Source organism: Corynebacterium sp. LK2510 (assembly GCF_040946405.1).
Taxonomy (GTDB): domain Bacteria; phylum Actinomycetota; class Actinomycetes; order Mycobacteriales; family Mycobacteriaceae; genus Corynebacterium.
The window spans coordinates 226,093-250,434 of sequence record NZ_JAYWLR010000001.1; the positions used below are offsets into that span (position 1 = coordinate 226,093).

The 24,342-nt window shown below is 64.3% G+C and carries 23 protein-coding genes and 1 pseudogene; 21 read left to right on the forward strand and 3 right to left on the reverse strand.

The window, feature by feature from the left end; translation table 11 throughout:
* The first annotated feature begins 1 nt into the window (after position 1).
* Both VVR41_RS01080 and VVR41_RS01085 read left to right on the forward strand, forming a co-directional pair.
* Positions 2-763, forward strand: a complete 762-nt coding sequence (locus VVR41_RS01080; protein ID WP_368523240.1) for an ATP-binding cassette domain-containing protein — start codon at positions 2-4, stop codon at positions 761-763.
* Between the two features lie 82 nt (positions 764-845).
* Positions 846-1,207, forward strand: a pseudogene (locus tag VVR41_RS01085) (2,3-butanediol dehydrogenase); the annotation flags it as partial.
* Between the two features lie 28 nt (positions 1,208-1,235).
* Here VVR41_RS01085 and VVR41_RS01090 read toward each other — a convergent pair.
* The 3 genes from VVR41_RS01090 to VVR41_RS01100 are packed head-to-tail and all read right to left on the reverse strand — an operon-like array spanning position 1,236 to position 3,500.
* Positions 1,236-1,676 (reverse strand): YbjN domain-containing protein, encoded by a 441-nt coding sequence (locus VVR41_RS01090; RefSeq protein ID WP_368523241.1) that lies wholly within the window; start codon positions 1,674-1,676, stop codon positions 1,236-1,238.
* Entirely contained in the window at positions 1,666-2,208 is a 543-nt protein-coding gene (locus tag VVR41_RS01095; protein WP_368523242.1) for a YbjN domain-containing protein, read from the reverse strand. The genes VVR41_RS01090 and VVR41_RS01095 overlap by 11 nt, the downstream gene beginning before the upstream one ends.
* Positions 2,205-3,500, reverse strand: coding sequence for a TIGR01777 family oxidoreductase (locus VVR41_RS01100; RefSeq protein ID WP_409338250.1), 1,296 nt, complete (start codon positions 3,498-3,500; stop codon positions 2,205-2,207). Before VVR41_RS01100 ends, VVR41_RS01095 begins: the two co-directional genes overlap by 4 nt.
* Before the next feature lie 88 nt (positions 3,501-3,588).
* On the opposite strand from VVR41_RS01100, the gene pyrR reads away from it, so the two are divergent.
* The 19 genes from pyrR to VVR41_RS01195 all read left to right on the forward strand — a co-directional run bounded on the left by pyrR (position 3,589) and on the right by VVR41_RS01195 (position 24,334).
* The gene (pyrR, locus tag VVR41_RS01105; protein WP_321103613.1) at positions 3,589-4,152 is read left to right on the forward strand and encodes a bifunctional pyr operon transcriptional regulator/uracil phosphoribosyltransferase PyrR; all 564 of its coding nucleotides are present in this window, start codon (positions 3,589-3,591) and stop codon (positions 4,150-4,152) included.
* Positions 4,152-5,072, forward strand: a complete 921-nt coding sequence (locus VVR41_RS01110) for an aspartate carbamoyltransferase catalytic subunit (RefSeq protein ID WP_368523244.1) — start codon at positions 4,152-4,154, stop codon at positions 5,070-5,072. The genes pyrR and VVR41_RS01110 overlap by 1 nt, the downstream gene beginning before the upstream one ends.
* Complete coding sequence (locus VVR41_RS01115; RefSeq protein WP_368523245.1) at positions 5,072-6,355, forward strand: dihydroorotase; 1,284 nt, start codon at positions 5,072-5,074, stop codon at positions 6,353-6,355. Before VVR41_RS01110 ends, VVR41_RS01115 begins: the two co-directional genes overlap by 1 nt.
* Positions 6,356-6,370: 15 nt before the next feature.
* Positions 6,371-7,516 carry a glutamine-hydrolyzing carbamoyl-phosphate synthase small subunit gene (gene carA / locus VVR41_RS01120; RefSeq protein WP_368523246.1) on the forward strand — a complete coding sequence of 382 codons (1,146 nt, stop codon included), beginning with the start codon at positions 6,371-6,373 and terminating at the stop codon, positions 7,514-7,516.
* Positions 7,517-7,537: 21 nt separating this feature from the next.
* Entirely contained in the window at positions 7,538-10,876 is a 3,339-nt protein-coding gene (carB, locus tag VVR41_RS01125; protein ID WP_368523247.1) for a carbamoyl-phosphate synthase large subunit, read from the forward strand.
* Positions 10,877-11,680, forward strand: a complete 804-nt coding sequence (gene pyrF, locus VVR41_RS01130) for an orotidine-5'-phosphate decarboxylase (RefSeq protein WP_368523248.1) — start codon at positions 10,877-10,879, stop codon at positions 11,678-11,680. It begins immediately after the preceding gene.
* A 237-nt stretch (positions 11,681-11,917) separates the two neighbouring features.
* The gene (gene mihF / locus VVR41_RS01135; protein WP_321103624.1) at positions 11,918-12,241 is read left to right on the forward strand and encodes an integration host factor, actinobacterial type; all 324 of its coding nucleotides are present in this window, start codon (positions 11,918-11,920) and stop codon (positions 12,239-12,241) included.
* Positions 12,242-12,245: 4 nt separating this feature from the next.
* Positions 12,246-12,827, forward strand: a complete 582-nt coding sequence (gene gmk / locus VVR41_RS01140) for a guanylate kinase (RefSeq protein ID WP_321103626.1) — start codon at positions 12,246-12,248, stop codon at positions 12,825-12,827.
* A 68-nt stretch (positions 12,828-12,895) separates the two neighbouring features.
* Positions 12,896-13,150, forward strand: a complete 255-nt coding sequence (gene rpoZ / locus VVR41_RS01145) for a DNA-directed RNA polymerase subunit omega (protein ID WP_409338258.1) — start codon at positions 12,896-12,898, stop codon at positions 13,148-13,150.
* 133 nt (positions 13,151-13,283) lie between these two features.
* A complete protein-coding gene (gene coaBC / locus VVR41_RS01150) occupies positions 13,284-14,519 on the forward strand; it encodes a bifunctional phosphopantothenoylcysteine decarboxylase/phosphopantothenate--cysteine ligase CoaBC (protein ID WP_368523250.1) in 1,236 nt (411 codons plus the stop codon).
* A gap of 54 nt (positions 14,520-14,573) precedes the next feature.
* Complete coding sequence (metK, locus tag VVR41_RS01155) at positions 14,574-15,812, forward strand: methionine adenosyltransferase (protein WP_368523251.1); 1,239 nt, start codon at positions 14,574-14,576, stop codon at positions 15,810-15,812.
* 62 nt (positions 15,813-15,874) lie between these two features.
* Positions 15,875-17,890: a primosomal protein N' gene (locus VVR41_RS01160; protein WP_368523252.1), complete on the forward strand. Its 2,016-nt coding sequence runs from the start codon at positions 15,875-15,877 to the stop codon at positions 17,888-17,890.
* A 37-nt stretch (positions 17,891-17,927) separates the two neighbouring features.
* Positions 17,928-18,428, forward strand: coding sequence for a peptide deformylase (gene def, locus VVR41_RS01165; protein ID WP_368523253.1), 501 nt, complete (start codon positions 17,928-17,930; stop codon positions 18,426-18,428).
* Positions 18,429-19,361 carry a methionyl-tRNA formyltransferase gene (gene fmt / locus VVR41_RS01170; RefSeq protein ID WP_321103637.1) on the forward strand — a complete coding sequence of 311 codons (933 nt, stop codon included), beginning with the start codon at positions 18,429-18,431 and terminating at the stop codon, positions 19,359-19,361.
* Positions 19,358-20,824 carry a transcription antitermination factor NusB gene (locus VVR41_RS01175; protein WP_321103639.1) on the forward strand — a complete coding sequence of 489 codons (1,467 nt, stop codon included), beginning with the start codon at positions 19,358-19,360 and terminating at the stop codon, positions 20,822-20,824. The genes fmt and VVR41_RS01175 overlap by 4 nt, the downstream gene beginning before the upstream one ends.
* Positions 20,825-20,829: 5 nt before the next feature.
* Entirely contained in the window at positions 20,830-21,492 is a 663-nt protein-coding gene (gene rpe / locus VVR41_RS01180) for a ribulose-phosphate 3-epimerase (protein WP_321103641.1), read from the forward strand.
* 2 nt (positions 21,493-21,494) lie between these two features.
* Positions 21,495-22,469, forward strand: a complete 975-nt coding sequence (gene ribD / locus VVR41_RS01185) for a bifunctional diaminohydroxyphosphoribosylaminopyrimidine deaminase/5-amino-6-(5-phosphoribosylamino)uracil reductase RibD (RefSeq protein WP_368523254.1) — start codon at positions 21,495-21,497, stop codon at positions 22,467-22,469.
* Positions 22,470-23,072, forward strand: coding sequence for a riboflavin synthase (locus tag VVR41_RS01190; RefSeq protein WP_368523255.1), 603 nt, complete (start codon positions 22,470-22,472; stop codon positions 23,070-23,072).
* A complete protein-coding gene (locus tag VVR41_RS01195) occupies positions 23,069-24,334 on the forward strand; it encodes a bifunctional 3,4-dihydroxy-2-butanone-4-phosphate synthase/GTP cyclohydrolase II (protein ID WP_368523256.1) in 1,266 nt (421 codons plus the stop codon). The genes VVR41_RS01190 and VVR41_RS01195 overlap by 4 nt, the downstream gene beginning before the upstream one ends.
* The last annotated feature ends 8 nt before the right edge of the window (positions 24,335-24,342 follow it).

The window sequence follows — 24,342 nt, forward strand, 5'->3', positions numbered from 1 at the left end:
CATGCCGATTATTGAATTGCGCGATGTCTCCAAATCCTACGGCGGATTCGACGCCCTGCGCGCCGTCAATATGAGCGTCCGCGAAGGCGAAGTTGTCTGCGTCTTGGGGGATAACGGGGCGGGCAAGTCGACGCTGATCAACATCTTGTCGGGAATGCACCGCCACACGGCCGGGGAGTTGCTTATCGACGGCCAACCCACCGCGTTTTCCTCCCCGCGCGATGCGCTCGAGGTGGGAATCTCGACGGTTTACCAGCACTTGGCGATCGTCGACGAGCTCAGCGTCTGGCGCAACTTCTTCCTGGGGCAGGAGCAAAGCGGGGTGGCTGGTTCGCTGAAAACCGCGGAGATGAAACGCATCTGTGCGGCGCAGCTAGCCGAAATGGGCGTGGACATCCCCGACGTCGACGTCGAAGCGGGAACGCTTTCGGGAGGCCAGCGCCAGGTCGTGGCAATCGCCCGGGCGATTCACTTCGGCGCCCGCGTCGTGATTCTCGACGAGCCCACCGCAGCCCTCGGGGTCAAACAATCCGGCATGGTCCTGCGGTTCATCGCGGCTGCCCGGGACCGCGGTGTGGCAGTGGTATTGGTCACCCACAACCCCCACCACGCTTTCCTCGTGGGTGACCATTTCACCATCCTCAACCTCGGCCGCCAGGTCCTTGACGCCCCGCGTAGTGCGGTGACGCTCGAGGAACTCACCCGGCAGATGTCGGGCGGGGCCGAACTCGACACGCTCAGTCACGAATTAAACAGGAACTAGAATCACATACCTTTTTAAATATCCGCGATCTTCTTGTGCAATAGAGGTCGACACCTCCGAGGGCAACCGCTACTACCACCTTGCTGACAAAGCAGTGAAGGGCAAACTCGCCCTCATCGGTGGAGCCGGCCCGCTCGGTTTGCTCACCGCTGCGGTTCTTAAGGCGTTCGGCGCGACCTGGCGATTTCGGAGCTGTCCCCGCTGCGCCGACAGAAGGCCCTGGACTCAAGTGTCGCGGACTACGCTCTCAACCCGGCCGAGGTCGATGTTGCTGAGGAAGTTCGCGAGCTCGTGATGAAGGAGATCGACCTGCGCGGAACGATCGCCTACGCTCACGCCCACCCGGCAACGATCAAGCTCGTCGAGGAAGGCATCGAGCACCTGATCAACCACAACGAGACTGCGGTCAAGATCCTCGTGTCTCCTTCGGGTGAGGGCCTGTAAGACTCGACCGCACTAACCTATGTAGGCGTTATCCGCGGCGCTCCTGAGCGATCGCCTCAGATAGCGCCTTCATGGCGTCTTGGCCCCGAACAAGACCGTCGACGGCACAGGAGAGTGAGGCGTCAAGTTGGGCGTCGGTCATCCCCGCACCCACGGGCAGTTCCGCCTCCGTGCGCACGATGATGTTCTGCGTCTTGTTCACAACGAGGGCGCGGGCGCCGAGAGTCGTCGAGTTGATCTGGTTTGCAGCCAAATACAAGGTGGCGTCAGGGTTGTCGGACGCCGTGTCGGTTTCGGCATCGGCGCGGATGATGAGCACCGAGTCAAGCAGCACGAACAGTACGTTGAACCCGTTGAGGTTGCAGCGTGCTGCGCGGCCCGAGGGGTCGTCGTCAAGCGTGATGCCTTTCGCTGCCATGGTTGTAATGACGCGGTCGATGGTGACCTGCGTGGCGGTGTTAGCGCTCATTGTGTGTGTCCTCCCAAGTGACCAGGGTGGGGAAAGAGGTGGCGAGGAAGTCGAAGGCCTGCATGGTCGCATCGATGGAGCTGACAATGAAGGATCCGAGCTGGTTAAAGCTCGCGCCGTGTGTGATATCCATCGAGCGGATCGCGCTCACCGCGAGGTTGTCGCTGCCCTTCTCAAAAAACCGCAAGGTCGGGGCGAAGTGAGTTTGGTTGTGCTCGTTGCAGGCGAAGAGGAGATGGGAGGCCATCTCGAGCGGAGCCTCGCCACGCCAGACCGCCTCGAAAACGAGGCGGGAATCGTCAATCACAAGCACGATCGCTGCGTTCACGAACCCCGTGCGAACGAGGTTGTCCTCGATGCGGTACTCGAGGCCTTCCTCGTCGAAGATTGCGGAGATCGCGGCAAGGTCGACGTCGGCGACCTCATTGCGCTCGTTGAGTACGGGGGACTCAGTGAGATTAGTGGGCGCAGTGGGCGCAGTGGGCTCAGCGGGCTCAGTGTTGGCGGAATCGGGCTGGTTAGGTTCAGTCACTCGTCTGACTCTACCCGGGCCTCCAGGCCGAGTTCATGCTCCAAGGCTTCGGTTAGATGCGGGTAACGGAAGCGTGTCCCAGGGGCGGGAGTGACCTTGATGTCCGCCATCGCAAGTTCCCGCGCACCTTCTGTGCCGAGGAGAAGCTTGGGTCCGAGCGCGGGAATGGGCAGCGGTGCAGGGCGGCGCAGCAAGCCAGCGAGGATGCGCGAGAACTCCGCGTTGGTGACGGGGTTGGGAGCGGTCGCGTCGACGGCGCCTTCCATCGTCGGATCTATGAGCGCGCGCAGGTATGTGTCGGTGAGATCGTCGAGCGAGATCCACGACATCCAGAAATCGCCGTCGCCGATTCGGGCGCCGAGGCCTACCGACGCCGAGGCACGCAGGACGGGAAGCAGCCCGCCCGCACCGGAGAGAGCCAAGCCCGTGCGAATGTTGACGGTGCGCATTGCGTCAACGTGGGTAGCTGCCTCCCATTGACGGCACACCTGGGCTAAGAACCCGTCGTCGTAAATCCCGATGGCAGAGGCGGAAACGAAGGTGGCAACACCGCTGTCGGCTGCGAGACGGGCGAGTGCCGCAGTGGGGCCGATGCGGGAGTCGAGAATGCGCTGCTTCTTCTCTTCCGTGAAACGACCGAAGATCGGCTCGCCTGCAAGGTGGACAACCGCGTCTACGCCGTGGAGAAGATCGGACGCGGGGTGCTCGGGGTTCCAATGCCGCTCGCCCAGGCCGGCGTCTCCCCGGACGAGACGGATGACTGTGTGACCGGCCGTGCCAAGCTGGGCACACAGCGCGGTCCCCACGAGGCCGCGAGCACCGGTGACAGCGACCGTCAGCGGCGTCGAATCCGGCAGCTGTGACAGAAAATCGATGTCGTTGATGAGTTGGTTCTGCCGGTAGGCCACCGCCGCGCGCAGGATGCGAGCCGGGACACGGGTGTCAATGCGGTCTGTGATGAGGGTCGCCGACCCCGCCGCATCGCCACTTGGGCCTGCCGGGGCGAACTCGTGGGTGTGCCGCCACGCGGTTGTCGTCCGGAATGGTTCGTTGACAACGACGTCGACGAACTGGCGGCCCTCAATGTAGCCGGATGGATCGTGCTGGGCGACCCAGCGCTGGCGGGCGGGGAGCGCGAAGGTCGTGGTGCCGTCGGCAAGCGAGGAAGCCTGGGAAGTGACTGTCATGGGAAGGAAAGGTGGCGTTAGTCGTACAACCGCCCCGGGTCGCGAGTGCCACTGCCAGACCTGTGCTGGAGGTGCGGAAACAGTGTGCGACGCGGTCAATCCCATGTAGTTCTCCTGTAGTGCTAATCTCGTGGATAGTCACCACACTAGACATCCTTTAATTTCCGCACAGAGAGGCGGGGAAGGAGGTTCGATGAGTGAAGAGAGACGCGCGACGGTTGAGCTTTTGAGCGCTTCAGACGTCGGGCGAACGATCGCACGCATCGCGCATCAGATCATCGAGAAGACCGCGCTTGATTCTGCGGACGCTCCGCAGATCGTGCTCATGGGTATTCCCTCGGGGGGAGTGCCGTTGGCGCAGCGTATCGGCGCGGCGATTGAGGAGTTCTCCGGCGTCCCCGTTCCCGTGGGCAGCTTGGATGTCACCCTCTACCGCGACGACTTGAGGGACAAGCCCCACCGCGCCTTGCGTCCTACCACCGTTCCAGTCAGCCTGGATAACGCTGTGGTCGTTCTGGTGGACGACGTTTTGTTCTCCGGGCGCACAATCCGCGCCGCGCTCGACTCGTTGCGCGATATTGGTCGCCCCAGCAGCATCCAGTTGGCAGTCCTGGTCGATCGTGGGCACCGCGAGCTACCGATCCGCGCCGATTACGTGGGCAAGAACTTGCCTACCGCGAAGGACGAGGACATCACGGTTTCCCTCACACCCCTCGACGGCGAAGACGGCGTCACCCTGACGCGGGAGGCTGAGTAATGAAGAACCTGATCGATATCAAGGATCTAAGCCGCGACGAGATCGTCGGCATCATGGATGAGGCGGACCGTTTCCGCGAGGCGCTAGAGGGACGCGACATCAAGAAGCTGCCCACCCTGCGCGGCCGCACGGTGTTCACGCTGTTCTACGAGAATTCCACGCGCACACGTGCCTCCTTCGAGACAGCCGGTAAGTGGATGAGCGCCGACGTGATCAACATTTCGGCGTCTTCCTCGTCTGTGAAGAAGGGCGAGTCCCTCAAGGACACGGCCATGACTCTCGCCGCAATCGGCGCCGATGCGATCATCATGCGCCACCCGGCGTCGGGTGCCGCGCAGCTTCTGACACAGTGGTTGCCCGAGATCTCGATTGTCAACGCCGGCGATGGCCAGCACCAGCACCCGACGCAGGCACTTCTCGACGCCGTCACGATGCGCCAGCGCATCGGCGATGTCGCCGGGCGCAAGGTCATCATCGTCGGAGACATCCTGCACTCGCGAGTGGCACGCTCCAACGTCGACCTGCTGGCTGCGCTCGGTGCTGAGGTTGTGCTCGTTGCGCCGCCGACGCTGTTGCCCCACGGTGTGGAGACATGGCCAGCACGGTGCGCTTTCGATTTCGACGCCGAGATCGCCGACGCCGATGTGGTCATGATGCTGCGCGTCCAAGCAGAGCGAATGGACGGTGGGTTCTTCCCGTCGCACCGCGAGTACGCGACGCTGTTCGGGCTCAGCCGTGAGCGGGCAGCGCGGATGAAAGACGGGGCTATCGTCATGCACCCCGGTCCGATGCTACGCGGCATGGAAATCAACTTTGACGTCGCTGACCGCGACAACACCGCGGTCCTGCAACAGGTGTCCAACGGTGTGTACACCCGTATGGCGGTCTTGTTCACACTTCTGGCTGGAGAGGAAAACTAATGGCGAGCACGCTTATCACAAACGTCCGCCCCTATGGCGAGGATGCTGTTGACGTCCTGATCGATAACGGAGTCATCTCCCGCGTCGAGGCAGGCCTAGCCGATGCCGGGGTGAGCGCCGACGAGGTCATCGACGGCAAGGGCAACATCTTGCTGCCTGGCCTGGTGGACATGCACGTTCACCTCCGCGAGCCCGGCCGCGAGGACACCGAAACGATCGCCACCGGCTCCGACGCCGCCGCGCGTGGTGGGTTCACCGCTGTGTTCACCATGGCGAACACGGTTCCGGTTATCGATCAGCCGTTTTTGGCCGAAGCCGTTTGGGAGAAGGGCCAAGCTCACGGCACCTGCGATGTTTACCCGGTTGGTTCCATCACAGTGGGGCTCGAAGGCAAGCAGCTTACGGAGATCGGCCTGATGAGCCGTTCGGGTGTGCGGATGTTTTCTGACGACGGCAAGTGTGTCAACGACCCGCAGATCATGCGCCGCGCCATTGAATACGCGAAGGCCAGCAACGTCCTGCTCGCCCAGCACGCTGAAGACCACCGGATGACCGACGGCGCCTGCGCACACGAGGGTGAGACTGCGGCTCGCCTCGGCCTGCGCGGCTGGCCGCGTGTGGCGGAGGAGTCCATCGTCGCTCGCGATGTCATCATGACCCGCGATTACGGCGGGCGGCTGCATATCTGCCACGCTTCGACGCAGGGCACAGTCGACCTGCTGCGTTGGGCAAAGGAGCAGGGAATCGCGGTGACGGCGGAGGTTACACCGCACCACCTGCTGCTTACTGACGAAAAGCTCGAGACCTACGACGGCGTCTTCCGCGTCAACCCGCCACTGCGCGAGATCCGTGACGCCGAGGCGTTGCGCGATGCGCTTCTCGACGGCACCGTCGACGTCGTCGCCACCGACCACGCCCCGCACGGCTCCGAAGACAAGTGCGTGGAGTTCGAATTGGCTAAGCCCGGCATGCTTGGGCTGGAGACTTCGCTGTCGGTCATCTCCCGGGTCTTCATCGAGACAGGTCTCGCAGACTGGCGTTTCGTGGCCAAGGTCATGAGTGAGCGCCCAGCTGAAATCCTCGGCCTGGCTGACCAAGGCCGGCCGATTAGCGCGGGTGAGCCCGCCAACCTCACCTTGGTCAACCCGGAATCGCCGTGGACCGCCTACGGCGAAGATATGGCCTCCAAGGCATCCAATACCCCCTACGAAGGCATGGACTTCACTGCACGCGTGGAGATGACCATGCTGCGCGGCACCGTGACCCACTCACTCGGAAAATAGGTAAGGACTAACACCGTGAGCAACGCTAAGATTCCCGCCGTCCTCGTGCTCGGCGACGGCAAGGTCTTCCCCGGATACTCGTTCGGCGCCGCTGAAGAGACCCTCGGCGAGGCCGTCTTCACCACGGCCATGACCGGCTACCAGGAGACGATGACCGACCCGTCCTACCACCGCCAGATTGTGGTTATGACCGCGCCCCAGATTGGTAACACCGGGTGGAACGACGAGGACAACGAATCCCACGACAATCAGATCTGGGTCGCGGGCCTCGTTGTGCGTGACGTGTCCAAGCGCGTCTCCAACTGGCGTGCCAAGCGCTCCCTCGAAGACGAAATGAACGCGCAGGGCATTACCGGCATTTACGGCATCGACACCCGCACCGTCGTGCGCCACCTACGTAACTACGGCTCGATCGCCGCCGGCATTTTCACCGGCGAGGCAGCCACGGGCGATGTTGACGCACTTGTCGCCCGCGTCAACGAACAGCCGAGCATGGCCGGCGCCGACCTTGCGGGCGAGGTGTCGACGGACAAGCCGTATACCATCGCTGCAGTAGGGGAGAAGAAGTACACCGTGGTCGCCTACGACATGGGCATTAAGACCGCGACGCCGGGCCACTTTGCCAAGCGCGGCATCGAAACCATCGTCGTTCCGGCGAATACCCCATACTCCGAGATCTCTACCTACAACCCGGACGGTGTCTTCATCTCCAACGGCCCCGGCGACCCCGCTACCGCCGACGCGATGGTGGCCGTGGCCCGCGAGGTCATCACGAATAAGATCCCGCTGTTCGGCATCTGCTTCGGCAACCAGATCCTCGGCCGGGCGCTGGGCATGGAGACCTACAAGCTCAAGTTCGGCCACCGTGGCATCAACGTTCCGGTGAAGAACCACCTCACAGGCAAAATCGACATCACTAGCCAGAACCACGGCTTCGCCCTGCGCGGCACTGCGGGAGAGCGCTTCGACACCGACTTCGGCCCGGCGGTTGTCACCCACACCTGCCTTAACGACGACGTCGTCGAGGGCGTGGCGCTTGAGAGCGGCATGGCCTATTCGGTGCAGTACCACCCGGAGTCGGCGGCAGGTCCGCACGACGCCAACCCGCTGTTTGATCAGTTCATCTCCCTGATGGACAACCACAGCCCGAACCGTAAGTAACCAGGAGAGGACGAACACACCATGAAACGCGAAGACATCAACCACGTCCTGGTTATCGGCTCTGGGCCGATCGTTATTGGACAGGCCTGCGAGTTCGACTATTCCGGCACCCAGGCGTGCCGCGTGCTTAAGGAGGAGGGACTGCGCGTCACCCTCATCAACTCCAACCCGGCCACGATTATGACCGACCCCGAGTTCGCGGACCACACCTACGTGGAGCCGATCGAACCGGAGTACATCGATGCCATCCTGACCCGCGAGGCGGAGCAGGGCCACCCGATCGACGCCATCCTGGCCACCCTCGGTGGACAGACCGCGCTCAACGCTGCAATTCAGCTGGATCGCTTGGGTATTTTGGCCAAGCACGCAGTCGAGCTCATCGGTGCCAACATCGATGCCATCGAGCGTGGCGAGGACCGCCAGAAGTTCAAGGACATCGTTGCCAAAGTCGGCGGCGAATCCGCTCGCTCCCGCGTCTGCCACACCATGGACGAGGTCCACGAGACGGTCGCCGAGCTCGGCCTGCCCGTCGTCGTCCGTCCCTCGTTCACCATGGGTGGTCTCGGCTCCGGCCTCGCCTTCACCATGGAGGACCTCGAGCGCATCGCTGGCGGCGGCCTTGAGGCCTCGCCTGAGGCCAACGTCCTGATCGAGGAGTCCATCCTCGGCTGGAAGGAATTCGAGCTTGAGCTCATGCGCGATGGTGACGACAACGTCGTGGTCATCGCGTCCATTGAAAACGTCGACGCCCTTGGCGTGCACACTGGTGACTCTGTGACGGTCGCGCCGGCGCTCACGCTGACGGACCGCGAGTTCCAGACCATGCGCGACCAGGGCATCGCGATCATCCGCGAGGTCGGCGTGGACACCGGCGGTTGCAACATCCAGTTCGCAGTCAACCCGGTCGACGGCCGCATCATCACCATTGAGATGAACCCGCGCGTGTCGCGCTCCTCGGCGCTGGCGTCGAAGGCGACCGGCTTCCCGATCGCCAAGATTGCTTCCAAGCTCGCGATTGGCTACACACTCGACGAGATCACCAACGACATCACCGGGGTCACCCCGGCAGCTTTCGAGCCGACCCTCGATTACGTCATCGTCAAGATGCCGCGTTTCGCCTTCGAGAAGTTCCCGGGCTCCGACGTCACCCTCGGCACCTCGATGAAGGCCGTTGGAGAAGCGATGGGCATCGGCCGCAACTACATCCAGGGCCTGAACAAGGTCATGCGCTCCATGGAGGACAAGCCCAACGGTTTTTGGACCCGCTCCGACGAGTACGTCGCAGGCGACCGTGCCACCGACGTAGACAAGGTCCTCGCTGACCTGAAGATCCCGACCGATAAGCGCATGTACGACGTCGAGCTCGCGCTGCGCCTCGGTGCCACCATTGAGCAGGTCTACGAGGCCTCCGGCATCGACCCGTGGTTCCTCGCTGAGCTTTCCGCCCTCATCGATTTCCGCCAGACGCTTGTCGACGCCCCCGTGCTCGACGCCGATCTACTGCGCGAAGCCAAGATGTACGGTCTGTCCGACGCACAGATCGCGGCCCTGCGCCCTGAGCTCGCTGGCGAAGACGGAGTGCGTTCCCTGCGCTGGTCGCTGGGGATCCACCCGGTGTTCAAGACCGTTGACACCTGCGCGGGCGAGTTCGAGGCGCAGACGCCGTACCACTACTCGGCCTACGAACTCGACCCCAACGCCGAGAACGAGGTTGAGGTCACCGGCAAAGACAAGGTCATCATCCTAGGCTCCGGCCCCAACCGCATCGGCCAGGGCATCGAGTTCGATTACTCCTGTGTCCACGCTGCACTCGAACTGTCCCGTGTGGGCTACGAGACCGTGATGGTCAACTGCAACCCGGAGACGGTGTCGACGGACTACGACACGGCGGACCGCCTGTACTTCGAGCCGCTGACGTTCGAAGACGTCATGGAGATCTACCGCGCGGAGTCGGCTTCCGGCACCGTTGCCGGCGTCATTGTCCAGCTCGGTGGCCAGACTCCGTTGGGGTTGGCGCAGAAGCTTGCCGACGCCGGCGTGCCCGTCGTGGGCACAACCCCCGAGGCAATCGACCTTGCTGAGGACCGCGGTGAGTTCGGTAAGGTGCTGGAGGCCGCAGATCTCCCGGCACCGGCCTTCGGTACCGCGACTTCCTTCGAGGAGGCGCGCGAGGTTGCCCAGCGCATCGGCTACCCGGTGCTGGTGCGCCCGTCTTACGTGCTTGGTGGTCGCGGTATGGAAATCGTCTACGACGAGAACAGCCTCGAGGACTACATCAACCGTGCGACCGAGCTCAGCCCGGACCACCCGGTGCTCGTTGACCGCTTCCTTGACTCCGCTATCGAGATCGACGTCGATGTTCTCTCGGACGGAACCGACGTCTACCTCGGCGGCGTCATGGAGCACATCGAGGAAGCCGGTATCCACTCTGGTGACTCCGCGTGTGCGCTTCCGCCGATGACGATCGGCCCGGAGGACATCGAGAAGGTCCGCCGCAGTGCCGAGGCGCTCGCCTTCGGTATTGGTGTGAAGGGCCTGATGAACGTCCAGTTTGCGCTCAAGGACGACATTCTCTACGTCATCGAAGCCAACCCGCGTGCCTCGCGCACGGTTCCGTTCGTGTCCAAGGCGACCGGTGTCCACCTGGCCAAGGCTGCATCGCGTGTCATGATGGGCTCTACCATCGCCGAGCTGCGCGAAGAGGGGCTGCTGCCGTCGGCGTACGACGGCGGGACCCTGCCGCTTGAGCACCCGATTGCGGTGAAGGAGGCAGTGCTTCCGTTTACCCGTTTCCGCACCCCTGAAGGAGAGGTGCTCGACACCATCCTCGGCCCGGAGATGAAGTCCACGGGTGAGGTCATGGGCCTCGCAGCGTCGTTTGGTGAGGCTTACGCCAAGGCGGAGGCAGCGGCGTTCGGCACGCTTCCGACTGAAGGTACTGTCTTCGCGTCGGTAGCCAACCGCGACAAGCGCTCGCTCATCTTGCCTATCCAGCGTCTCTCCACCATGGGATTCCGCATTGTTGCCACCGCTGGCACGGCTTCCATGCTGCGCCGCAACGGTATTGAGTGCGAGATTGCGCTCAAGGCCTCGGAAGTACGCGAGGGTGCGGAGGGCAAGTCAATCGTCGAGCGCATCGCTGACGGCGAGATCGACCTGATCCTCAACACGCCGGCAGGCTCGTCGGGCGCGCGCCATGACGGCTACGAGATTCGCGCAACAGCTGCCGCCACCGGTGTGCCAATGATGACCACCGTTCAAGGCGTCACTGCCGCGGTCCAGGGCATCGAGGACATCCGCGACAACGAGATCTCCGTTCTCAGCCTGCAGGAGATTGACCACACCGGCGGGGCGAAGTAAGTGGGTTTCGGCGAGCGGCTCGTAGCCGCAGGCGAGGAGTTCGGCCGCCTCTGCGTCGGTATCGATCCGCACGCCGCGCTGCTTGCGCAGTGGGGCGTCGGTGACGACATCGAGGGCGTGCGCGAGTTCGCCCGGATCTGCGTCGAGGCGTTCGCCGGGCACGTCGCTCTGGTCAAACCGCAGGTTGCGTTTTTCGAGCGCTTCGGGTCCCAGGGCTTCGCCGTGCTGGAAGAGACCCTGGGCGCCTTGCGCGCTGCCGGAACGCTGACGGTGGCCGACGCCAAACGCGGAGATATTGGTTCAACCATGCAAGGCTACGCCGAGGCATGGTTGGCACCGGGTTCGCCGCTGGAGGCCGATGCGCTGACACTCACACCGTTCCTCGGCGTGGGCTCGCTGGATCCGGCGATCGACATGGCGCGTGCCAACGGCAAGGGGGTGTTCGTCATGGCGGCGAACTCGAACCCGGAGGCGGAGGCGTTCCAGATGCAAAGCGTTAACGGGGCCACGATCTCCCAGCAGATGGTGGACAGCTGCGCCGCCTACAACGACTCCGAGGGCGTCGGCCACATGGGCGTCGTCGTTGGCGCGACGGTCGCCCATCCGCCGAAGCTCGGCGCGCTCAACGGGCCGGTGCTCTTGCCCGGTGTTGGCGCGCAGGGCGGCACCATGGATGCGGTCGAGGCAATGGCGGGAGAAGCAAAGCAGTTGTTCTTCCCCAATGTTTCGCGCAGCGTTCTAGCTGGCGGCCCGGACGTCGCCGAGCTGCGTAAACGTGCCGTTGAACTGGCAATACGCAGTTAACTTGGGGGCTTTGGCAGCCGCAGCGAAAGCCCTGGTAATTTATTGGCGGCAACGCGGTGACGTGGACAAACGCGTCCCGCGGGTACCATGATCGACGGTATCCAGTGTTACACTTGGCCAGAAACGGCAAGTTGCACCGGTGAAATTCGCTTTCGGCGGAGACGTAACCCGCTGCAGTGAGCTGTCCCTGGCCGGTGCGCTGGCCGGAGACTTTAACTACTACACAATGGAGGAATCGTGGCCCTTCCACAGTTGACTGATGAGCAGCGCAAGGAAGCACTCGCAAAGGCAGCAGAGGCGCGCAAGCAGCGCGCTGAGCTCAAGGCTTCCCTCAAGCGCGGCGACACCACCCTGAAGGACGTCCTCGACAAGGCAGAGTCGAACGAGATTATCGGCAAGACCAAGGTCTCCGCTCTGCTCGAGGCTATGCCGAAGGTGGGCAAGGTCAAGGCCCGCGAGATCATGGACGAGCTCGAAATCGCTCAGACCCGCCGCCTCCGCGGCTTGGGCGAGCGTCAGCGCCGCGCCCTGCTCGAGCGCTTCGGTTTCAACGAGGACTAAACCGGTGTCAGACGTGACGTCACGGGGGAGGTTGGTTGTCCTTGCTGGCCCCTCCGCTGTCGGGAAATCGACAGTCGTCCACCGTCTGCGCAGCAACGTTCCGAACCTGTACTTCTCGGTGTCAATGACCACCCGCCAGCCCCGCCCCGGCGAGGTTGACGGAACAGATTACTTCTTCGTGTCGCCCGAGAGCTTCCAGCACCGTATCGACGCTGGAGAGATGCTTGAATGGGCGGACATCCACGGTGGTCTACAGCGCTCTGGTACCCCAGCGGGTCCGGTGCGTGAGGCACTTGAAGCTGGCCGACCAGTGCTTGTCGAAGTCGATATCGTCGGCGCCCGCAACATCAAGCGGCTCATGCCGGAGGCGGAGACAGTCTTCCTCGCGCCTCCATCATGGGAGGTGCTGGTGGAGCGGTTGACCGGCCGTGGAACGGAGCCCGAGGATGTCATCCAGCGCCGTTTGCAGACGGCTCGGGCGGAGCTTGCGGTGCAGGACGAGTTCGACAAGGTTGTGGTGAACGACGATGTCGAGGTGGCTGTCAGCTCGATAGCCGATATCCTGATGAATCAGCCCCAGAAATAGCCCAAGAACAGTAGGTGCAAGTGAGCAACGTATCCAACGACCTGTCGACGAATCAGGCCGCCGAAGAGATGGTCTACGACACGCCGGACGGCATTACGGCGCCGCCGATCGACGAGTTGCTGAGCAAGGTGTCGTCGAAGTACGCCTTGGTCATCTTCGCGGCTAAGCGCGCACGCCAGATCAACAGCTTCTACCAGGAGCAGGACGAGGGAGTTTTCGAGTTTATCGGACCCCTGGTTACCCCGGAGGTTGGTGAGAAGCCTCTCTCCATCGCCCTGCGTGAGATTCAGGCAGGCCTCCTCGAGCACGAGGAAGGCCAGTAGAGTTCCCTGAACTCTGTGAACCTGAAGCGCGGCCCTTCCCCTTTTTGGGAGGGCCGCGCTTTTGTGCGTTGTTGGTCCGGTACGACGTACGAGGCAGTGGGTCCATCAGGGATGCGAGGTAGACTTCGGCATCATGGACGAACCCCGCAACGTGGTTATCGGAGTTTCCGGCGGCATTGCCGCCTACAAGGCGTGTCACCTCATCCGTCAATTCACGGAGGCTGGTGACAGTGTGCGCGTTGTCCCTACGGAGAATGCGCTCAACTTCGTGGGTGCCGCCACTTTTGAGGCATTGTCCGGCAATCCCGTCGACACCGGGGTCTTTACCCGGGTTGATGAGGTCCAGCACGTGATGGTGGGCCAAGAGGCGGACCTCGTGGTTGTCGCCCCGGCAACCGCCGACGTCATCGCCCGCATCGCCGCAGGGCGGGCCGACGACCTGCTCACCGCGACAATTCTCGTCGCGACGTGCCCTGTAGTCATCGCCCCTGCCATGCATACGGAGATGTGGCTCAATCCTGCGACCCAGGCCAATGTGGCGACGCTCCGTTCGCGAGGGCTGACAGTGCTCGAGCCTGCGCACGGGCGGTTGACGGGAAAGGATTCCGGGCCAGGCAGGTTGTTGGAGCCCGAGCAGATTGCGGAGTTGGCAAGAACGGTCGCGAGCACGGGTCCAATCGGGCGCGGACTCGACGGCGTTCGCGTGCTGATCAGCGCGGGCGGAACCCAGGAAAACATCGACCCAGTGCGTTTTATCGGGAACCGCTCGTCCGGTCGGCAGGGATTCGCGCTTGCAGAGATCGCCGCACACCGCGGTGCTGAGGTAACCGTCGTGGCCGGGGACACCGAGGATCTGCCGGTTCCGGCAGGCGCTGAGGTCGTGCGGGTGCGCTCTACACGCGATCTGGAGCAGGCGATGAACTCTCGTGTGGGTAGTGCTGACGTTGTCATCATGGCGGCGGCTGTTGCAGATTTCCGCCCCGCTGCGGAGGTGAGCTCGAAAATGAAGAAGGGCGTCGCCAACGACGCCTTGAGCCGGATTGAGTTGGTGGAGAATCCCGACGTGTTGCGGGGGATCGTCGATAAGCGACGTGCGGGGGAAACTTCCGCGACCATCGTGGGGTTCGCGGCCGAGACCGACGACGTTTTGTCTAACGGTCGTGCAAAGCTGCAGCACAAGGGGGCGGATCTGCTGATGGTTAACTCCGTCGCGGGCGGCGCAGTGTTTGGCCAGGCTCGCAACAGCGGCTGGCTGATCGGTGCTGACGGGTCGACGGAAGAAATTGCTGACGGACCGAAGCACGTGGTGGCGACCAAGATGTGGGATGTCATTGAGGCATTCCAGGCCCGGCGTAGTTTGGCAAATTAGACAGCTTGGTCTATTCTGGGTCGAGCTAACCACCACGACGAAGGAAAGAGCGCAATGTCTACCGAGTCTGCTGCGTCTACTGGCGCGTTCCACCGCCTCTTTACCAGCGAGTCAGTCACCGAGGGTCACCCCGACAAGATCTGTGACGCCATCTCCGACGCGATTCTGGACGACATGCTGTCTCAGGACCCGTTCTCGCGTGTCGCCGTCGAGACCTTGGTCACTACCGGCCAGGTGCACGTGGTGGGGGAGGTTCACACCTCCGCGTACTCCAACATCGCCAAGATCGTGCGCGACAAACTCGTTGGCATCGGCTTTATCTCCTCTGAGGTGGGCTTCGACGGCCGCACCTGCGGCGTCAACATTGCCATTGGTGAGCAATCAGCGGAAATTTCCCAGGGCGTGACAACCTCCCAGGAGGTTCGCGAACACACCTCGACCGAGGCAAACGATCAGTCCGGCGCCGGGGACCAGGGCCTCATGTTCGGATATGCCACCAACGAGACCCCGGAATACATGCCGCTGCCGATCTCCACTGCGCACCGACTGGCGCGTAGGTTGAGCCAGGTGCGCAAGCTCGGCGAGGTCGTCGGCCTGCGTCCGGATGGCAAGACCCAGGTCACGTTCGCTTACGATGGCGACACCCCCGTGCGCATTGACACTATCGTCATTTCCACCCAGCACGACCCGGCTTTCACCGGTGCGGACCTTGAGGCGGCAATTCGCACTCAGGTTGTCGAGTGGGTTATCCGCGACGCGGGTCTCGAACGCTACTACGACGATGAGACCAAGCTCTTGGTCAATCCGTCTGGCTCCTTCGTCATGGGCGGACCGATGGGCGACGCCGGTCTGACAGGCCGCAAGATTATCGTGGACACCTACGGCGGTACGGCCCGCCACGGTGGCGGCGCTTTCTCCGGCAAGGATCCGTCGAAGGTGGACCGGTCTGCGGCCTACGCGATGCGCTGGGTGGCCAAGAATATCGTCGCAGCCGGCCTCGCGGACAAAGCAGAGGTCCAGGTGGCCTACGCCATCGGCCGCGCGAACCCCGTGGGCTTGTACGTGGAGACCTTCGGCACCGCCGCGGAGGGGCACACCGATGAGACGATCCAGCACGCCGTGGAGCAGGTTTTCGATCTGCGCCCTGATGCCATCATCAACGACCTTGAACTGCGTCGCCCGATCTACGCCCAGACGGCGGCCTACGGCCACTTTGGGCGCACCGATGTCGACCTGCCGTGGGAGCAGCTCAACAAGGTCGACGAGCTGCGCGCTGCCGCCGGGCTCGCCTAATTAGAGCAGCCCGGCGCCTGCCCGGCGGGTCGTGTCTGGGGCCTGCGCTAAGATGTGGCCCCATGACAGACTCTCGCGTATCCGCAGCTCAGCCGGTGGCGCGGGTACTTCCTTTGCTGGGACTGTCGCACCTTGACAGAGGGTTTGATTATCTCGTTACCGATGCAGATGCGGAGACAGCGCAACCGGGCGTGAAGGTGCGCATCCGCTTTGCCGGCAGGTTGGTTGACGCGATTGTCCTGTCGCGCCACGCCACCTCCGAGCACGACGGCAACCTGCGCTTCATCGAGCGCGTCATCAGCCCGGACGTCGTCGCACCCGAGCGCATACGCGAGCTTGTCGACGCTCTCGCGCAGCGCTACGCCGGCACACGCAGCGACATCTACCGTCTCGCAATCCCGGCGCGCCACGCCAAAGCCGAGGAGACGGATCGCTCGACCCCGTGGGAGGAGCTTGGAAGCGCCGCGGAACCTGACCTGTCTGCCTGGACGGGGTACGCGTTTGGCCAGTCGTTCGTCGATGCCGTCGTCGGGGGCAAACTCGCCCGCGCCGCATGGCAGATCACCCCGGGCGAGGACTGGGCCGGGGCTCTCGCGGCGCTTGCGGCGAAGGTGGCGCTCGGCGGAGGCGGGGTGCTGATCGTGGTGCCGGACCAGCGTGACGTCGATAAGTGTGAGCGGGCGCTGCGTGAGATCGTCGGCGCCCGGCAGATCACCACTTTGACCGCGGCACAGGGGCCGCAGGCGCGCTACTCGCGGTACTTGTCCATCATCAGCGGGCAGGGGCGGTTGGTCATCGGGACGCGTTCGGCGGCGTTCGCGCCTGTAAAGGACGTGCGGCTGATGGTTGTGGTCAACGACGGCGACGACTCGCTCGTCGATCCGCGTGCGCCCTACGTCCACGCCCGAGAGGTGCTCACCACACGATCCGTCATTGAGAAGGCCTCCCTGGTCGTTGCCGGTTACGCGCGTACTGCGGAGACGCAGTTGCTGGTGGAGACGGGGTGGATGCATGAGTTGGTCGCACCAAGGGAGCTGCTGCGCCAGCGCGAGCCTTTGATCCGCGCCGCGGGCGACTCTGACGTGGAATTGGAGCGCGACCCGCGCGCGCGGGCGGCGCGCCTGCCGTCGGCAGCATTTCAGGTGGCCACGCGGGCGCTCGAGCGTGGGGCACCGGTTCTCTTCCAGGTCCCCCGCACCGGCTACATCCAATCGCTTGCGTGCGGGTCGTGCCGGACCCCGGCTCGGTGCCGGTGGTGCAATGGCCCGCTCGGCCTTCCGGAAGGCGGTGCCGCCGCGGCCCCGTCGTGCCGCTGGTGCGGGCGCATCGACTCCGCGCACGTGTGCTCGGTGTGTGGCTCGCGCCGATTGCGTGCGGTAGTGCTCGGTACTGAGCGCACGGCGGAGGAGCTCGGCCGCGCGTTCCCTGGTGTTGCGGTACGCACCTCGTGGGGAGAGAAGATTCTCGATTCCGTGGCCCGTGAGCCGCAGATCATCGTGGCGACTCCGGGGGCGGAGCCACAGGTGGATTACGGCGGCTACGGGGCAGCAGTGCTCGTTGACACATGGGCGCTGCTGCGCCGGCCCGACCTGAGGGCTGTCGAAGACGCGTTTGCCAAGTGGTGCGCGGCAGCCGCCCTCGTCGAGTCGCGCGCGGCGGACGGCGAAGTCATCATCGTGGCGGATCCCGCCCACCCGGCCGTCCAACACCTGATTCGGTGGGATGTTGCGGGGTATGCGGCGCTCGAGCTTCAGCAACGTCGTGAAGCGCGATTCCCCCCGGCGGTCCACGTAGCCGTCGTCGATGCACCACGCGATGCACTCGAGGACTACTTCGCGCACGTCGACCTGCCCCCGCACGCCGAGGTACTTGGCCCTGTCGACCTGCCGGCAGGAGTGGGAATCCCCGGCGAGTGGGATCGGCAGGAGCACGGCCCGGTGCAACGGATGCTGGTGCGCAGCCCCTTGACCGGCCGCGTCGAGCTGGGTCGCGCACTGCGTGCTGGTTCGATCAGCCGGGCGACCCGCAAGCAAGACCTGCCGCTGAGGATTCAGGTGGACCCGATCGACATCGGGTAGCGGGGTCAACCCTTGCTGGTGGGTACACTCTTGGGTCATGGCAATACGGGATATCAGGTTGTTCGGCGACGCCGTGCTGAATACGCCAGCGACCGAGGTCGCAGAGTTCGGCGAACCGCTGCGGCGTCTGGTGGCCGACATGCTGGAAACCATGGACGCTGCTGGAGGAGTCGGCCTCGCCGCCAACCAGGTTGGCGTCTTGTCACGAGTCTTCGTCTTCGACTGCCAGGGAATGCGGGGCCACATTGTCAACCCCGTCTGGCGCGCAATCGGGGATGCTGAGCAGACCGGACGCGAAGGTTGTTTGTCGGTTCCCGGGATCACTGGTGATGTCACCCGCTTCAACGACGTGCTCGCCACGGGATACGACAGCGCGGGACGCTCCGTCGCTGTGCGGGGAACCGGGTTGCTCGCTCGCTGCATTCAGCACGAGACGGACCATCTTGACGGAATCATGTTCATGCGCCGAATGGACCAGGAACAGCGCAAGGCCGCGATGGCCGGCATCCGCGCTGCCGACTGGTGGAAGGAGACCTAAATGCGACTCGTATTCGCGGGCACGCCTGAGCCCGCCGTAGTAGCCCTGCAAAAGTTGCTCGATTCGGACCACGAGGTGGTTGCGGTGCTTACCCGCCCGGATGCTCGTCGAGGGCGCGGTCGGAGCCTGCACCCGTCGCCAGTCAAGGCGCTCGCCGAAGAGCATGGCATTGAGGTGCTCACACCGGACACGTTGCGTGGCAACGAGGAGATCAGGCAACGCCTTGCTGAACTCGCGCCCGATGCAATTCCTGTCGTCGCCTACGGCAACCTCATCCCCGAGGACATGCTCGACATCGCCCCGCACGGTTGGGTCAACCTCCACTTCTCGCTGCTGCCGAAGTGGCGCGGTGCGGCTCCCGTACAGGCCGCTATCCGGGACGGTGACGCGATGACCGGTGCAACCACGTTCCGTATCGACGCCGGGTTGGACACCGGTGACATCCTCGCGACGGTTGAGGAGCCGATCCAGCCCACCGATACCGCCGACGACTTGCTTACCCGTCTGGCGCACACAGGGTCAGACTTGCTCGTGGAGACCATGACCGCGCTGGAGAACGGTACTGCGTCGCCGGTCGCTCAACCGGAGGAGGGAACCTACGCGCGCAAAATCACCCCCGAGAACGCCCGCGTCACGTGGTCGGACGACGCTGCGGAGATCGACCGGCACGTGCGCGCCCACACTCCTGGTCCCGGTGCGTGGACCACGTGGCAGGAATCGCGCGTCAAGCTGGGGCCGGTGACGGTTTCCGACCACGCGGAGCTTGCCCCAGGGCACGTGCGGGTGGAGAAGAACGCCGTATTCGTCGGCACCGGTTCCGCCGACGTTCAGCTCGGGCTGATCCAGCCGCCCGGCAAGAAGATGATGGACGCCGCGGCCTGGGCGCGCGGATTGTCACCCGAGGTAACCGAACAAGGAGTGGTGTTCCAGTGAGTGGTGGTTTCAGGTCCAGGGCGGCCGGACGCCGGCAGCCGAAGCGCAACGCCGAAGAGACGGGTACGCAGCCCCGTCGCGCGCCAAAGTCGAAGCGGAGCCAGGCAGAACAGCGCGATCAGACGGGCACGCGAGTCTCTATCGGGGATCCGGCGCGCGAGGCAGCGTGGGAGGTCCTCCTACGCGTGGCTCAGGATGGGGCCTTTGCCAACCTCACGCTGCCGGCGCTTTTGCGGGAGCGCCGCATCTCCGGCCGGGACGCGGCCTTCGCCACCGAGCTGACCTACGGGGCGCTGCGGTCGCTCGGCGTCCTCGATGCAGTGATCGCGGACTGTGCGTCGCGCTCGCTGGGTGCGATGGCCCCCGAGGTGTTGGCCGCGCTTCGCCTGGGTGCGTACCAGCTGCTGTACACCAGGGTGGAGCAGCACGCTGCGGTCGATACCGCAGTGCGCCTTGTCCAGGCAGCCGGACACGAACACGCGAAGGGCTTCGCCAACGCCGTACTGCGCACGATTTCGCGTACCCCGGCCGACCAGTGGATGGACAAACTGGCACCGAAAGACGACCTCGCGGGACTCGCGTTTCGCACAGCTCACCCGGAATGGATCGCGCGCTCGTTTCGCGAGGCGCTCGGCGAGGCAGAGCTGGAGCAGGCGCTCACAGCCGATAGTGAACGCCCCGTCGTCCACCTTGTCGCCCGCCCGGGCGAGATCTCAGCGGAGGAGCTTGCTCTGGCAACCGGCGGCGAAGAGGGGAAGTACTCGCCATACGCGGTTTACTTGGAGCAGGGGGATCCCGGCAAGCTTGAGCCGGTGCGTGACGGGCTCGCTTCCGTCCAGGACGAGGGCTCCCAGCTCATCGCGCGCGCCGTCGCCTCCGTTCCGGTCGACAGTGATCAGGGCCGTTGGCTCGACCTGTGCGCCGGTCCCGGTGGCAAGGCGGCCTTGATGGGGGCGCTCGCCGCGATTGACGGTGCCCGCGTCGACGCGGTCGAGGTCAGCGACCACCGCAGCGCGCTGATCCGCAAGGCGGTAGCGGGCCTCCCGGTGGAGGTCCGCACCGCTGACGGCCGCTCGCCCGGACTCGAGCCCGGATACGACCGGGTGCTTGTCGACGCCCCCTGTTCCGGCCTCGGCGCCCTGCGCCGGCGCCCGGAGGCGCGGTGGACGAAGTCGGAGGACGACATCGCTGAGCTCACCACGCTCCAGTCTGAGCTGTTGGCCAGCGCCATCGAGCTGGTCAAGCCCGGCGGCGTCGTGGTGTATTCGACGTGCTCGCCGGACGTGCGTGAGACCCGTGGTGTCGTCGATAAGGCGCTGGGTGCGGGCAAGGTTGAGGAGCTCGATGCACGCGAGTTCGTTAACGGCATGGACAACGTCGGCGACGGCCCCAGCGTTCAGATGTGGCCGCACCGCCACGGAACTGACGCGATGTTCTTCTCCGTGCTGCGAAAGCTAGGGTAGAAGCCATGATCTACATCGCCCCCTCGATCCTCGCGGCCGACTATGCGGACCTCGGCACTGACGTGCGCAAGGTCCCGAATGCGGACTTTCTCCACGTCGACATCATGGACGGCCACTTCGTGCCGAACCTGTCTTTCGGCCCCGACGTGACCCGGGCAGTTGACGGGGTCACCGACCAGTTCCTCGACATGCACCTGATGATCGAGGAGCCGGAGCGCTGGTTCGAGACCTACGTCAAAGCCGGCGGTGACCGGTTGATCTTCCACGTTGAAGCAGCGCGCGACCACGTTGCGGCCGCTCGCCAGATCAAGGAATTGGGCGTGCAATCCGGTATCGCCATCAAGCCCAAGACGGCGGTCGAGCCGTACCTCGATGACCTGGATCAGTTTGACCAGGTCATGATCATGAGTGTGGAGCCGGGCTTTGGTGGGCAGAAGTTCATGCCCGAGGTCTTGACCAAGGTGATGACGTTGCGCGACCACATCCGCGAGCGCGGCCTTAACACGATCATCGGCATCGATGGCGGAATTGCTGAGTCGACAATTGCTCAAGCTGCGGAGGCCGGCGTCGAGGCGTTTGTGGCCGGGTCGGCGGTGTTCGGGGCGGACAACCCCGCGGATGCCGTCGAAAAGCTGCGAGCCATGGCCACTGAGGCCTCCCAGCAATAGACGTGCAGGCCAACCAGTGGGCCGAGGCAATCGCCGCCGGTGACGCGGTGCGGGGCACGACCTCTCCCAACCCGCCGGTGGGATGTGCCCTGTACTCACCCTCCGGCGAGGTCATCGCCACGGGCGCAACCAGCCCCGTTGGTGGACCGCACGCTGAGATCAACGCGCTGCGTGCCGCAGGCGAGAAAGCGCGCGGAGCCCACGCCGTGGTGACGTTGGAGCCGTGCAACCACCAGGGCAGGACCGGGCCGTGCTCGCACGCCTTGGAACAGGCCGGGATTGCAAAGCTCACCTACTTCACGGCCGACCCAAACCCGGCAGCCGCCGACGGTGCAGACTACCTGCGCGCCAGGGGAGTCGACGTCGAGTTTCTCCCGCGTCCGGTCGAGGCGCTCCAGCCGTGGTTGACAAGCGTGCGAGAGCAGCGCGTCAGCGTCACGGCAAAGTTCGCCGCTACCGTCGACGGCTTCACAGCTGCCGTCGACGGGACCAGCAAGTGGATCACCGGCCCCGCAGCCCGCGACTTTGTCCACGAGGACCGCGAGACACGCGACGCGATCGTTGTCGGCACCGGGACCGTGCTTGCCGACGATCCCTCCCTCACCGCCCGTTATCCGGACGGGAGCTTGCGGAAGCGGCAGCCGGTGAGGGTGGTCGTCGGCAAGCGAAAAGTGCCCGAGGGGCACCTCTCCACCCTGGGTTTCGTGCAGTACCCGAACCCGGAAGAGGCCATGGCGCAGCTGTGGGAGCAAGGAATGCGCGACGTGCTTGTCGAAGGCGGAGCGACGCTTCTGACCAGCTTCTTTGAGCTGGGGGTGGTGGATCGGATCCAGGCATATGTGGCCCCAATGCTGCTTGGTCAAGGCCGGCCCATTGTCGAGACCGCGCTGGCAGGAACAATTCGGGACGCGCACAGGTACTCGCTGACGGGCGTGCGTACGCTCGGCAACGACGTGTTGATTGAGATGGAGAGGTAGATGTTTACGGGATTAGTCGAAGAAATCGGTCGGGTGGAGACGCTGGAGCAGCTTCACGACGCCGTCCGGATCGCTATCGCCGCGCCCCGCGTCACGGAAGATGCACGTCCCGGGGACTCCATCAGCGTCGACGGCGTGTGCCTGACTGTGGTCGACAACTCCGGTGGAGTGTTCACGGCGGATGTCATGCAGGAGACACTTAACCGCACACGGCTCGGGTCCTACGGTGCCGGTTCTCGCGTCAACCTCGAGCGCGCACTCGCGGCTGGTGCACGGATGGGCGGCCACATCGTCCAGGGCCACGTCGATGGGGTGGCCCAGGTGCTTTCCCGCGAGGAATCAGAGCACTGGAGGGTGCTGCGGCTTTCCTTGCCGGCGGACGTGGCGCGCTACGTCGTGGAGAAAGGCTCTATCACCATCAATGGCACGTCACTGACGGTTTCCGCTGTCGGCGACGACTGGTTTGAGGTCTCGCTCATCCCCACCACGCTCGAAGACACCACGGCAGGCGAGCTCGTCCCCGGCGATGCGGTGAACCTGGAAGTGGACATCGTGGCCAAGTACGTCGAGAAAATGGTCGGCGACTACAGTCGTAGACCATGACCGACCCGATTTCCCTTGACCCGGTAGAGGACGCAATCGCCGCAATCGCACGCGGTGAGGCCGTTGTCGTTGTTGACAACGAGGACCGGGAGAACGAGGGTGATTTGATCTTCGCCGCCGAGACCGCCACCCCCGAGATGGTGGCGTTCATGGTGCGCTACTCCTCGGGCTACATTTGCGCGGCGCTGGAGGACGATCGAGCCGACGAGCTGAACCTGCCGCCGATGGTCGCCCGCAACGAAGACGCGCGCGCGACGGCGTACACCGTGACCGTTGACGCGGCGACCGGCACCACCGGAATTTCCGCCCGGTCGCGCTGCGAGACCATCAGGCGCCTCGCCGACCGCTCGTACGGTCCGGAGTCGTTCACCCGCCCCGGCCACATTGCTCCTCTGCGCGCCCGCCGCGGCGGGGTGCTCACACGCGACGGCCACACCGAGGCGTCGGTGGATCTCGCGCGCCTGGCTGGCATGCAGCCTGTCGGCGTGCTGTGCGAGATCGTCTCCGAGGAGGACCCGACTGACATGGCGCGCGGGCCCGAGCTGCGCCGGTTCGCTGACAAGCACGGCCTGAAGATGATCTCCATTGAACAGCTGATCGCTTACCGCCGGCACACGGAGCACTACGTTGTGCGCACCTCGATCGCGCGGATGCCCACCGAGTTCGGCGATTTTGACGCCTACGGCTACCGCAACACGGTTGACGGGTCCGAACACGTCGCTCTTGTTGCCGGTGACATCACGGGGGGAGACGACGTGCTTGTCCGGGTCCACTCTGAGTGCCTGACAGGTGACGTGTTTGGCTCCCTGCGTTGCGACTGCGGCCCCCAGCTGCACGAATCTATGCGTCGTATCCAGGATGCCGGACGCGGCGTGATTGTCTACGTCCGCGGACACGAAGGTCGCGGCATCGGGTTGTTGGCGAAGCTGCAGGCCTACCACCTGCAGGACGGCGGCCTCGACACCGTGGATGCCAACCTCGAGCAGGGTTTGCCTATCGACGCCCGCGAGTACTCCGTTGCCGGCCAGATCCTCGCAGACCTCGGCATCACGAGCCTGCGCCTCTTGTCCAACAACCCGGACAAGGTGCAGGCACTGCACGGCTACGGCCCGGAGATCGCCGGGCGGGTGCGCATTGAAATCGCGCCGTCCCACCACAACATTCGCTACCTGCGCACTAAGCGCGAGCGCCTCGGCCACGACCTGCCCAGCATCATGGATTGGCACGATGACGCTGCGACGAACGACTCAACTACTAGCTAGGAGCCCAC